Annotated in this window: 6 protein-coding genes and 1 pseudogene; 3 read left to right on the top strand and 4 right to left on the bottom strand. The window is 37.9% G+C overall.

Annotated elements, in window-relative coordinates; all coding sequences use genetic code 11:
- The first annotated feature begins 153 nt into the window (after nt 1-153).
- A complete protein-coding gene (locus RIV7116_RS25215; protein ID WP_015121158.1) occupies nt 154-2154 on the top strand; it encodes an NAD-binding protein in 2001 nt (666 codons plus the stop codon).
- A gap of 640 nt (nt 2155-2794) precedes the next feature.
- Entirely contained in the window at nt 2795-3367 is a 573-nt protein-coding gene (locus tag RIV7116_RS25210) for a leucine-rich repeat domain-containing protein (protein ID WP_015121157.1), read from the top strand.
- 223 nt (nt 3368-3590) lie between these two features.
- Here the strand turns inward: RIV7116_RS25210 and RIV7116_RS25205 are convergent, their stop codons facing one another.
- The 4 genes from RIV7116_RS25205 to RIV7116_RS25190 all read right to left on the bottom strand — a co-directional run bounded on the left by RIV7116_RS25205 (nt 3591) and on the right by RIV7116_RS25190 (nt 12758).
- On the bottom strand, nt 3591-4325 hold the full coding sequence (locus RIV7116_RS25205) for a DUF554 domain-containing protein (RefSeq protein ID WP_015121156.1): 735 nt from the start codon (nt 4323-4325) through the stop codon (nt 3591-3593).
- Nucleotides 4326-4381: 56 nt separating this feature from the next.
- Nucleotides 4382-5077, bottom strand: coding sequence for an iron-containing redox enzyme family protein (locus RIV7116_RS25200; protein WP_015121155.1), 696 nt, complete (start codon nt 5075-5077; stop codon nt 4382-4384).
- 485 nt (nt 5078-5562) lie between these two features.
- Nucleotides 5563-7170, bottom strand: coding sequence for an NAD(P)/FAD-dependent oxidoreductase (locus tag RIV7116_RS25195; RefSeq protein ID WP_015121154.1), 1608 nt, complete (start codon nt 7168-7170; stop codon nt 5563-5565).
- 155 nt (nt 7171-7325) lie between these two features.
- Nucleotides 7326-12758, bottom strand: coding sequence for an ATP-binding sensor histidine kinase (locus tag RIV7116_RS25190; protein WP_015121153.1), 5433 nt, complete (start codon nt 12756-12758; stop codon nt 7326-7328).
- Between the two features lie 402 nt (nt 12759-13160).
- Between RIV7116_RS25190 and RIV7116_RS37180 the strand changes: the two are divergent.
- A pseudogene (locus tag RIV7116_RS37180) lies at nt 13161-13538 on the top strand (transposase); the annotation flags it as partial.
- Nucleotides 13539-13551 lie beyond the last annotated feature (13 nt).

Below are 13551 nucleotides of genomic sequence, written 5' to 3'. Positions count from 1 at the left end.
TATCAAACCTTTTTCGTAAAATACCGATAAATCAACTGTATATATATTAAATACATTCTAATGATTTACTATTTCTTTTTATAAGGAATAATAACTGTTTCAAAATTTGTAAATTTTAACCGTCTTAACTAATATAGAATCCAAAATTAAGTCATGGGAGAACATAAACCTGCTACAGAAGAGCGTTTTCTAATATGTGGTTTAGGAGGATTGGGGCAGCAATGCGTAATTGCTTTGAAACAATTCGGGGTAAAGGTGGTTGGAATTGAGTTAGTAGAGCCGAAAAGTTGGAGAATTCCCGGTGTAGATAAATTGCTCGATGAACTAATTATCGGTGACTGTCGTCAAAATAGCACTTTTGAGCGTGCGAAAATTGAACTTTGCCGTGCTGTTTTGATTGTCACTAGCGACGAATTGATTAACGCCGAAACTGCCATCGCTGTCAGACAACTTAACAAAAATGCTCGCTTGGTAGTTCGTTCGACGAAGGAAAATTTAAATCAACTTTTAGAGGAGCAGTTAAGCAATTATGTTGGTTACGATCCCATTCATTTATCGGCTGCATCCTTTGCTCTTGCGGCTTTAGGGGGAGATTCGTTAGGATTTTTTAATTTAAATAATAATTGGCTGGGAGTCTTTCAGCATAAAGTTCGTGATAGAGATATTTTTCACCGTCGTCAGCTTTTTGAAATAAATTCTGGCTCTCGAAAGTTACTGTGCTATTTACCGAATAAATATGATGCCTTTAATTGCTTTTATGATTGGGATTCTGAAACAGTAATTAAGGAAGATTCGACTCTGATATATGTAGAACAATTTGATAGGTTGTTATCAAAACAAAAAAAAGGTGCGATTAATAATACTCCCAAGAAAAAGCAAATATGGAAAGAGCCAGCAAATATTTTTAATCAAATTAAAATTAGAAAAAAGTTTTTAGATTATTGGCATTCTGGTTCCCAAATTCGTCGGTTGGTAATTGTTTCAATTTTAGTAACCATTGGCTTGGTAACTGTAGGAACCATACTCTTTTATGTATTAGTAGGAAATTCGACTTCTGTAAATCCTTTATATCTGACAATTAGTTTACTCTTGGGTGGATATGCAGATTTTTTGTATAGCGTACAGCCCAACTCGATAATTTTGCAATTTTTAGCTTTGGCGTTAGCGGTAGCTGGAACAGCTTTTGTTGGGGTATTATATGCGCTGGCTACCGAAAAACTCTTATCAACTAAATTTCTATTTTCCAAAAAACGCTCTCCAGTTCCCGAAGAAGAGCATATAGTAATTATTGGCATTAAAAGAGTTGGTAGTAAAGCAGCAAAGATATTACAGCAATTCAATCAACCCTTAGTCGCGATTGCCTTAGAAGACGACTTTGATGACAATCATTTACCAGATATACCTTTATTCAAAGGTGATTTAAACCAGTCTTTGACTAAAGTAAATCTTTCCACAGCGAAAAGCGTAATTGCTACTAGCGAAGACGAAATGTTAAACGTGGAAATGGGACTAAAAGCTTTAAAAATTAACCCCAAAAGTAATTTAGTAATTCGTACTTTTGGGCAGCGTTTGAGTGAAAACTTGGCTCAAATATTACCCAAAGCTCAAATAATATCAGCTTACGCAGTCGCAGCAGAAGCCTTTGCCGGAGCCGCATTTGGTGAAAACATTCTTGACTTATTCCGTTTACACAACCAAACAGTTTTAGTCACGGAATATCAATTTACTGAAGTTGATACTTTAAATGGTTTAATGCTTTCCGAAATTGCTTACGGCTATGGTGTAGTACCAATTTTATATCAAAAACCACCGCTACAAGGAGAGTTAATGCCTAAAGCATACAAGCAAATAGAACCAGGTATCAGTTTAACTGTTCTTGCAACCATCGATGGGTTGAAAAGAATGGAAGCAGGAAGAATTGGTATTTATCCCAAAAATTGGCAAGTAGTCATTCAAAGCGCCAATACAGAAGAAGCCAAATTTGAAGGAGCAAATCAAATTGCCAAAATTTCCAACTACCCTTTAGATAAAGCCAGAGAATTAATCAATAATTTACCTCAGACTTTAAAAGTACCTTTATACAAACTTCAAGCACAACATTTAATAAGAGTTTTGCAAAAGCATCAAGTTATGGGTATTTTAAAAAGGATTTAGAGAATTTAAAGCAATATATTTATATTCCCAATCCCTAAAAGCTAACCCCTTAACCCCTCCCAGATGTGGGAATGGGGATTCAAAAGCCTCTCTCCCGTGAGGAAGGAGCTTTGGAGAGATGTCTTTTGGGAATTAGAAATAGAAAAATATTAATACCTTATATCAATTCTGTATGAGGCTGCGCTCAATAGCCCTCACTCTATAAGAGTGGGGCTACTTAAACAAAGCCCCTCCGGGTATCTCCCTCCGGGAGACGCTCCGCGAACACTAGTGGTTCGCCAAGCGAACTTTGCTGGGTTTAGCGTGGAAATAAAAAGTTTTTTCTCCCCCTGCTCCCTCCGCTTCCCCTGCTCCCCCTGCCTGCCCTTACCCGGCAATTGTGGCTTGCCAGAGTACTAGTTTGGGGGATGGAAACCGACACCCCCAACTAGATTCACCGTCTACACGGGCTTTCATAGGGGCGCATCTTTATAAAGAAATGGTATTAGATAGTTCGTAAGAATTAAATAAATCGGATATCAGTATTATCTAGTTAATAATTATACTGTCAAGAAATAATACAAAGTGTCATATATAACTTGATTATTTCGATTTTGCTGGGTTTAATAACCTTGTTGATATTAAAAAATACTATAAACCGATGAAATTTATACGTTTAGTTTGTATAGCACTGATGGGAATCACCATAGTAAATGCTAAACCGACTGCAGCTGTTCCCAGAAAAAGAAACCAAAAACCTATTCCCAGCTTTACTCAATTGTGTAAGCACAAAGAGAGCTTACCCAAGCAAACAAAATATACAGTTAAAGTTTTACTGCGAAAAGCTGGTACAAATAACTGCGATCGCGCCCAGCAAAAACTCAGAAAAAAACAAATACTAGACCTTTCGTCCCATAAAATTAGCGACTTGTCACCCCTTGCCCAGCTAACTAATTTAAAAGAACTTTATCTTTCTTACAATCAAATCAGCGACTTATCTCCCCTATCTCGATTAACTAACCTAAATTTTCTTTTCCTTGAATCAAATCAGATAGGTGATTTATCCCCGCTTTCCCAATTAACCAATTTAACTTGGCTTTTTGTCGGCGAAAATCCCATTAAAAACAAAACCTGTCCCGTAAAACCAGAATCTATATGCGAATTTGAGAAAAATGGCGACGAGCTGTTAATTCCTGAAGATGTGGATACAATAGCGCAGTTACCACAGTTATAAAATCGCCCACATTCGGCACTTCAGAATTGTCATTGTTTGTTGTGCGAAGCATTCAGCGTTCTAATCGCATTGAGAACTGTTTATCCGAACATGATATAACCCGGATTTCTCATTTGCGAGAAATCCGGGTGTAGTGATTGGCTCAAAAATATGTATTAAGTCTAACTATTCTATAGCCACAAAATCTTCCAGTTTGCACCCTTGATAAAAAAAACTGTTCGATTTACTGGCACAAAAAATAGAGAAGTGGTGCTACGAGCAAGGCTGGGAGAAAGGAAGCTACTCTCACCTGAGACACTTCTAATAAGTTAAATCCCAAACCTATAACTGTTAAACCACCCACACCAGTAATCAGCAATAAGTGGGGATCGTGAGTTGGATCTGGTAAAGATTGAATTAAAAATCCAGCTAAGAGGGAGACACCGCCTTGGTAAACCAGAATTACTAAAGATGAAAATCCGACTCCGATACCAAAGCTACTACCAAGAGCTATAGAAGTTATACCATCCATTGTCGCTTTCAATATCAGCAGAGTGTTATTCCCGGTTAAACCGTTGTTGAGACTGCCTATTAAAGCCATTGGTCCCACACAGAATAGCAAACTACCGGCAACAAACCCCTCTGTGAAATAGCCACTTTTTTGAAAGCGTACTTTCAGAAACTCCCCCACCCGATAAAGCCTCTCTTCTAGATGCCACCATTCACCCAACAGCCCGCCGATGATGATGGCAACTAGTCCTAATACGACCCCATCAACTCGACTATTTTTGACTTGTAACAGGCTTTGAGCCATGTGAAAACCAATGAATAGGGTAATCAACGCTACTCCTTGGGTGATAATACGCTGCATTCTCAAGGGAAGGCGGTGTTTCAAGAGCATACCGCCAGCTGTACCCAAAATAACACTGATGGCATTGATCCAAGTACCGTTTGTTTTTACCCAAAAATCGAGTGTCATGAGTCATTATGTATGAGTCAAAAAATACTCATAGTTGAAGAAGTCTACCTCAAAAATCAGCACCCAAGGAATTCAACAAGAAACTTAATTCCTCTCTCGCCGCCCTTGTAAATTTTACTTAATTCCAATCCATTATCTACAACAACTTGCATTGATTCATTACATGATTTTTGGTGTTCTTTTTCCATAGCATCATGAATCAAAAAATACTCAGAGTTTAAGAAGTCCACTTCAAAAATACCAACAGCTATAGAAGTTTGTTTTAGCAATTCCAGAATTTGATAAGCAGGAGCTTCTAGGGAAACAATAAATCCAACTGCTTCTTCTTGGCTCATCTGGGATAATTCGAGAATTGTTTCTTCAAATAAATTTAAGAAGTATGTATCTAATCTTTGAGTAATGGCATCAGCATGAGGAGATTTATTAATCAACTCAATCATTAGTTTACTGTGAGTTTCGTCTTTATTTCCCAGACCACACTCGCTGTAAGCAATTTCTGCTAATAAGTATTGAATGTCTGCGAGATGTGCGCGACTCAATGCAGCTCCAGCAAGTCGTGTTACTTGGGTAGAAAGATATGACCATCTTTGCAAAAACTTGACTGGATTCTTTATGCCCGGCTCAGTTACTTGCTTATGAAATTTTAACTGTAGTGCATTTTCAACATCTTCTATTGAAGATAGTGTATCCTCAAAATTTTCTATTGACGATATTACATCCTCAACATTTTCTATCGATTGTAAAGTTAACATGTTATACCTTAATTTTTTAAATTTGAGAGTTTTTGCTCAATTCTGTTTCAAAATTACTGAAAGATTTTAGGTCTCCCAGACTAGTTATGTAAATTAATATTTAATACCAACTTTAATTGTGATATAGCAAGGATTTTAGACAAAAAAAGCACATTTTTATTAAAATTTAAACTTTAAATTTTATATTGCTATAACCTTGCTACATCAATTATTTTAACCTTTTTTTATGATTAATTTATCATAGCCAATTTCTCCGGGAGAACCAAAATTTTTTGCTTATTTAGCCGAAAATATATGCGTTCATGCTTCTATGTTGTCTTATAAAGAAGTATTTTGGCAACTGAGAAAATTATTGAATTTGTATCGTTTTTTTTATGTATTTTCAGTGAATCTTCATATATAAGTTCAGTATATTTTCATAATACTTAGCCAAAAAGATGAATGGCGAAAACGTTTGTGCCGTTAAGATTGTCAGCTAAAACAAATTAATGTCTTAAATATTTTAGATACGCAGATTGAATCTTGGCGATCGCACTCATTTTTACGAAATCGCGTTGCTCCCGGATTAGTCCCATCCCCTTAACGATAGCCTTGAAGCTATAGATGGCGCGACCTCTTAGACCAGCTAGAAAGAAATAATTAAATTGAACAACCGGTAATTTAGCGATCGCTTCTTTAGCCCAAGTTTCCTTCTGTCCTGGACCTCGCAAACGAAACTGAGTTGCCTGAGTCGCACCATATACCAGACGTAACCAGAGGCGAGGATGTAAGAAAAAGTATTTCCACAAAGGAGGTTTACAGCCAATTAAATCGGCTAGTTCATCCATATAAATATGATAATCAACCAAACTACGGATGCGATGGGCATTATGTTCAAACTGTTGTAAATACTTCTGTCGGTCTACAGATGCGGCTTTCTCCATTGCGACAGCAGCAGGAAGAGTTTTTTCGCCAGTACAGATTAAGCTAAACAATCGGGCTTGCATTTCCATTATTGGAAACTGACTACCGAACCCCGGACGTGCCAAGCCAATCCAAACTATCCGATCTCGATACCGGGAATGGAACATATGTTTGTAAAGACTTCGAGGGTCAGTTTTCTTGAGTTCTTCGGGAAGGAAAGACATATAGTTTTGGTAGCCAGTACAAAATACTACGGCATCTACCGAATGCAGGGTTTCTCCATCGACAGCCAGTAGCGTTCTGCCCCCATCTTCTACGCCGATTATTTCACCGACGACTTTACACCCATGATGGGCGATTGCCTTGGGTAAGGCATAAGTTTTAGTTCCATAAGTTCCCCAAAGTCCATTTCGAGATTTGACCTTCTCGTTCAGCCTAACTGCTGTTTTCTCGATTGGATCTTTGTAGCTCGACCACTGGCGAGAGATAATTTTACTCAGAGTATGACCATATTCTCTTGGCAATCCGTATATACCTCTATTAGTACTGATGTCATTAGCACGTTTGCCTCTCTTGCGAGGTACTACAAACCCAGTTGAATTACGAAGGCTAACCCAGCAATTTTTGGCAACTCCAGATATTTCTAGGGCTATGTCTGAAGCTGACTCGCCTCCGCCCACCACTAATACATTTTTGCCTACAAAGTTACTTGCATTGCGATATTTTTGGGAATGAGAAAACTCCACCTCAGTTAATGAATCTTTCCACTGGGGATAATTTGGAATACTGTTGTTGCCAATCGCCAATGCCACTCGTTTTGAGCGCAAAGTCTCTCCAGAGAGCAGTTGAACTTGCCACCCTCGATTACCTTGCTCAGTCACCGCAACAACTTTAGAATTGAAGCGAATTTTACCCAAAACGCCAAAATGTTTGGCATATCGTTTCCAATAGTCAACAGCTTCGTTCTTCGTCCAAAATTTGTGTTGGTTTCCATTACCCATCCAAAAGTCCGAAAACATACTATAAGTGCAAGAGGAAGTTAGCACTAAATTGTCATAGGTATTGGCAAAAACGCCTCCGACACTTTCTGCTTGCTCCAAACAAACGACCTCGCTGAGTCCTTGTTCGAGTAATTCTTTGGTGGTAACTAGACCTCCTGGGCCAGCTCCAATTACAATACAATCCAACATTTATTTGACTCCTGATTTTTTGATGGTTTGTAGCTAAAAACGGATTCCCGCCTTCGTGCTGGTGTCTCATCGACTAAAAAAAGCTTCATCTTACTAAACTCGTTCCTTCCACCACCGCATCATGTTATTGGTTATTTTGATGTCAATGAGATTATTCAACTGATTATTGGCAGTTTGATATAAAATGACGTACCTTTTCCCAACTCGGATTCTACTTCTAGGCAACCCTCATGTTTTTCCTCAACAATTTGTTTAGCAATCGCTAATCCCAAACCAGTACCTTTACCGACACCTTTAGTAGTAAATAAATGGTCAAATATTTGTGTTTTCACCTCTTGACTCATTCCTTTACCATTATCACTAATTAATATTTTGATTTGTTCATTTTCAGTTAGAGTTTTAATGATAATTTTGTTGGGATTAGCTTTAATATCCTCATAACTCCGTCCATCATTAGACTCATCTAAAGCATCAATGGCATTAGCTAAAAGATTCATAAATACCTGATTTAATTGACCGGGAAAACACTCAATTTGTGATATTTCCCCATAATCGGCGATAACTTCAATTGCTGGACGTTTGTCATTGGCTTTGAGGCGATGTTTGAGAATTAAAATTGTGCTATCTAGCCCATCATGGATATTGAACTTTACTTTGTAATCTTTATCAGCACGAGAGAAAGTTCTCAAACTTGTGCTAATATTTTTCAATCTATCGCAAGCCATCACCATTGAATCTATCATCTTAGGTAAATCTTCTAGGCTGTAGTCCAAGTCGATTTCTTCTGCATGTTCAATAATTTCCTCGCCAGGTTCTGATAAATTTTCTTGATATAATCCCAGGTGTTCTACAATATCGGCAAGGGCGGGTTTACTTTGTTCGAGAGTCGCAGAAATGAAACCCAAAGGATTATTCATTTCATGTGCCACACCAGCGACTAAATTACCGAGTGCAGACATTTTTTCACTTTGAACTATTTTTAATTGTGCGTTTTTTAAATCTTCTAATGCTTGTTGGGCTTGTTGATAAAGTTGAGCATTTTCTAAGGAGATTGCAGCTTGGGAGGAAAGTAAATTGATGACTTGTAGACGCTCTTGGGTAAATACGCCGCTTATAAGTTTATTTTCTAAATAAAGAATTGCTACTAAATGTCCTTGATTAGTAATTGGCATGCATAAAATACTTTGGGGTTGATGTTCGATCATATATTCCCCAATTAGTCCAGGAATATCTGTTTGGCAATTATCTATAACGATGGTTTCTTGGGTATTCTTGACATAGTTAATAATTTTTCTGGGAATATCTTCGCAAGTATCTATTGATTGTGAGTCAAGGATGGTTTGTGTTGGAAGTGGTGAATTTTGTTGATGATTAATCGAAGTAATTGCTTTAACTTGCCAAGTTGCATTTTCAGGAAGAACTAATGCAGATTTTTTGGCACCGGAGTTTTCCAGAATAATTTTGGTAAGACAGGTAACGAGTTGGTCTAATTCGATGCGACTAGAAATAGTTTGAGCGGCTTTAAGAAGGGAACTAAAATCGAGGGCATCGGAAATAGTGTGGCTGGCAGTAGTAGAAGTGATAGTAGACGAAATTGTCTGAGCAACACTAATGTTTCCTATAGTTTCCCAGGGATTGAGGTTAATTCGTTGTTGTAATAGGATGGGCTTTAGTAGTTTGGGATAGCATTTTTCTAAGTAATCTGTTTTAGCTTTGGCTCCCCAACGGGCGTAGCAGTAATAAGCTTCCTGCATATAGGCGCTGGCAATTTTTTCTTTGCCCCAGTTAAGATAGAACTTGGCAGCCAGTTCCTTGGCTAAGGCTTCTTCTTGGATGTAGCCGTTTTCTTTAGCTTTGCCTATGGCACGATCGTAAAAATCTCCTGCTTCATAATTCTGACCTAAAACCCGGTATTTTTCAGCTTCTACTAAATAATATTGGTGTAAAACATTCATTGGGCAGTGTTGTGCCCATAGTTGCATTTTTTCTTGGTTATCTGTAACTTGATTTAGAAGCTGTGTTTGTGTATCTTGACTAACATTTAAAAATATAGCAAGTTTTACTAGAGATTTGTAAAAATTGCATTGTCGAGAAATAACGAAAGATCGACCACCAGAAGCGTAGCGGTCTACTTGGGCTGCGTATTCATGAGCCAGTTCATATTTGCCAAACAAATAACTGAGTTGAAGCTTAGTAAAATAAAATTCGATCAGTGCAAATCCATCATTCATAATTAGGGGAAGCAAAGTCTCTTCATCACAGGCTTCACCTTTCAAACACAAGACATCATCAACTTCTCCTAATAAATTTAAAGCTCTCTGCATTTGAATTTGATTGTGTTGAACAAACCTGTATTGCTTCATTTGCTGGAATGCCTGGGTATGGGTTGCCATCTCTGTGGCTAAAGCCTTAAGCTCTCGACCAAGGAAATATAGATGAGTATCGTAGTAACGGAGGCTCATTCCCGCAAACTCTAAATCTCCTGTTTCTAACCCAACTGAGTAACACTGCCAGAGCGATTGTACGGTTTCTTGAGTATGTTTCTTCCAATGCCGAATCAAACAATCAAATCCGTTTATCACTTTTGAAGTCATTTCTTTGGTATCAAATTGACTTAAAACATCAAGCGCTAATTGACCAAATCTATAGCTAGAATCAATATCTTCAACTAACCCACTGAGAATAATTCCATAGCCTATATAACCAAAAGCTGACTGCTCAGAATTACCATATTTAACAGAAAGACTCACTTGCGTCGATGGCACGAAAACGTATAGCTCTGGAACTGCTTGAAACACAAAAGTCGTAATGTTTGATAAAATTTTCATTGCTGCCAAAGCTGTTTTATCCGTCATCACAGGCAGATTAATTAAATCTTCAATAGATTGTTCGGCAAAAAGAGATTGAGTTTGATTTAGTTGAGCCTGTATGTCAGAATTACTAATATTTTCCGGGAGTTCGATTCCCAATAATTTCAAAATTTCTTGTCCAAGTTTAACTGCTGCTAATGGTTGATTTTGTGCGCCATAGGCTTGAATTTGTATTTCATAAACTTTGATTTTATCAAAGGGATTTTCAACGCTATCTAAAACTTTTTGGATAAATTCCGCCATCAATTCAAAATTGCCAGCCAAATAAGCTGCTTCTGCTGCTAGGTTGTGCAATTCTAATGCCAACTGATACTGACTATGCCAACAATCTGCTTTTAACAATTTAATCCCATCAGTAGCATATTCGGTTGCAGCATTATAAGCATTAGAGAATCTCGCTTTCGAGCCAGCAGATAAATTTAAAGTCGCAAGTTTTTCTCGTTCTGCCGATTCCGTAATTAGTTCAACACCATAATTTAATTGATTAACAATATCAAAGATTTTTTCTTCTCGCTTCGTTGCTGGTATTTTTTGGAGTAAGAGTTCACCGATTTTTAGATGAGTTGCTTGTTTTTGGTTATCGGGAATTAGAGAATAAGCAGCTTGTTGGACGCGATCGTGCAAAAACCGATAGCCTACGTTTTCGATGTTTTTAGTATTCCTATCTGACTCATCACGGCTCAGATAAAATTTATACACTTGACTTTGTGGCAGAATTAGCCCTTCCTGTAATGCTTTCCAGAGGTTAGTTGCTGTTTCAACAGGAGATTGTTCGGAAATAATTGCCAGAGTAATCAAATCAAATTGGTTACCAATACAAGCCGCCAATTTCAAAACTGCTTGCGTCTCCACTGAAAGTTTCTGCAACTGCAATGCCATGAAGTCCACCACATCATCCGTCAATGCTAACTGCTGCACTGCCGCTATATCGCATTGCCAAGAACCCAGTTCTGACTGGAACTCAATCCAACCATCTTCATACAATGCTTTGAGAAACTGAGTTGTAAAAAAGGGATTTCCTTTAGTTTTTTGATACACCAACTTTGTCAGGGGTTGAGCCAGTTCCTCGTTACAAGTCAAGGTATCTGCTACCAACTGATTCACCGTGATTTCCCTTAAAGGTTCTAGGAAAATCGTATTCACTGGCGCTTCTGCTTTCTGAATCTGTTCCAGAGTCAACATCAAAGGATGCGCCGCAAATACCTCATTGTCTCGATAGGCTCCCAGAATCAGTAAATATCCACCACCAGCTTCACTCATCAATAACTGCAACAAGTTTAGGGAAGCTGAATCTGCCCACTGCAAGTCATCCAGGAACATCACCAAGGGATGCTCTTTGGTAGTAAACAGTTGGATGAATTTTTGAAATAGTAAGTTGAAGCGATTTTGAGCAGCACTGCCTGATAGTTCAGGGATAGGGGGTTGTTTACCGATAATCCGCTCTAGTTCAGGAATCACCTCCACAATTACTTGTCCGTTTTCTCCTACTGCGGCGAGGATTTTGGTTTTCCATGCTGCTAGTTGAACATCACTTTCACTCAGCAGCTGTGCCATCAAGTCACGAAAGGCTTGAACAAACGCAGATAAGGGAATATTGCGATTAAATTGGTCAAATTTGCCTTTAATGAAGTAGCCACGCTGCCGCACGATTGGTTTGTGGACTTCATTGATTACCGCAGTTTTGCCAATTCCAGAAAATCCTGCTACTAGCATCATTTCTGAATTGCCGTTAGTGACACGCTCAAAAGCTTCTAGCAAGGTTACAACTTCTGTTTCTCGTCCATAAAGTTTTTCGGGGATGAGAAAGCGATCGCATATGTCTTTCTGGGCTATTTCAAAATCTATAATTTTGCCAGTTTCTTTTAGTTGATATAAACAATTATCTAAATCATATTTTAATCCCAAAGCACTCTGGTATCTTTCTTCGGCGTTTTTTGCCATTAATTTAATGACAATATCTGAAAGTACTTCTGGGATATTTTCCCTGCTACCTGTTCCCCCAAACCTGTTTCCCAATGCCGTAGGTTTTTTAGCAATGTGACAATGCACCAATTCCATAGGATCCTCAGATGTAAATGGTAATTCTCCTATTAATAATTCATAAAATGTCACACCTAGAGAATAAAAATCGCTGCGGTAGTCTATCCCTCGATTCATTCTACCTGTCTGCTCGGGGGAAATATAAGCGAGAGTTCCTTCTAAAACATTAGGATTTTTAATTTCTTGAGTTTCTTTGGGCAACACAGAAGCAATACTAAAGTCTATCAGGTTAACTTCTTTTGTTTCTGGATGAATCAGTATGTTTGCGGGTTTGATGTCTTTATGGATAACACAGTTTTGGCGTAAAGCGTGGAGAATGTTAGTTAATTGAATAGCTATCTCCAAAAATTCGACAAGTGAAAGAGTTGTTGTTTTAGTGTATTCTCGTAAAGAAATTTCTCCCCTATCTTCCATCACTAAAAGATAACCATTACCATAAGTTTCTAATGATAAAGGACGAATAATACCGGGAATGTTGAGATTTTTGCTAATGGTGTACTGGTTACGAAATTGCAGTAATTCGTTGAAGCCGGGATATTCAGATGTCAGCAATTTCACAACTACTGCAAGTGATTCTAGCCCTCGGATTGCTCGATATACTCTAGTTCTAGAGCCTGCATACAGTTGAGAGCTAATTTGATATCCGGGAATCACAAGAACGGAACTTGCATTAGTCATTTATGCTTACCTCATGGTAGACGTTTGTTTTTGCCTTGATAAAATTAGTATTCCCAGAAAACATATAAATATTTACATACCCATAATGGGAATTAAACAAAAATCAAGCTCTCAAATTGCAGACAATCCCTTACTAGGGAGCGTTAATTACTTTTCCAACTGCAAGTGTAAATATTGGATCGTGAGGTAGAGTTTCATAGTCATTTATATCTTCATAGCCGACAAGCTATGTAGGGCTTGCTGAATTAACACGAAAATGTTGTGCAGCATACATTTTCAGACCAGAGGAATATATTCAGGTGCAAGAAAAAACTTTAAAATAACTCGAAACCTTTGCATTACCGCGAGTAGTACGCTGCGCGTACTTTAGTATTTGTATACCGTTTTGAGGAGCAAGCCCAAATATCATTAGAAAACTTTGAACTCGCTTTTGAGGGAAAGTTGTCGGAAGATAATCGTTGGGTAATGATGGCTTAATTAATACCTTGGTCAGAATTTTAAGAAGAATATGCTTCAACTTTTTCCGAGGATATAAGGGCACCTGCTAAATCTTTTCCTATGGCACTAAGGGCGTTAATTATTAAAGAGAAATTAGGAATAAGTGATAGAGAGACTGATTTGGTAAATCAAGAACAACCCTTATCTAAAATATTTGATAGGGATATTATCTTATAGTAATGAAACACCTTTGAGGCCTCAATATTAGTTCGCTGTCGTCAAAGAATAGGTGTGAAATTAGTCAATATAATTCATCGAAAAATGGCGAAGGAGATGTTAGAGCATTCTTCTACAC

This window comes from Rivularia sp. PCC 7116, assembly GCF_000316665.1.
Taxonomy (GTDB): domain Bacteria; phylum Cyanobacteriota; class Cyanobacteriia; order Cyanobacteriales; family Nostocaceae; genus Rivularia.
The sequence above is the reverse complement of the archived record's forward strand: the minus strand, read 5'-3'. Positions and strand labels throughout refer to the sequence as shown.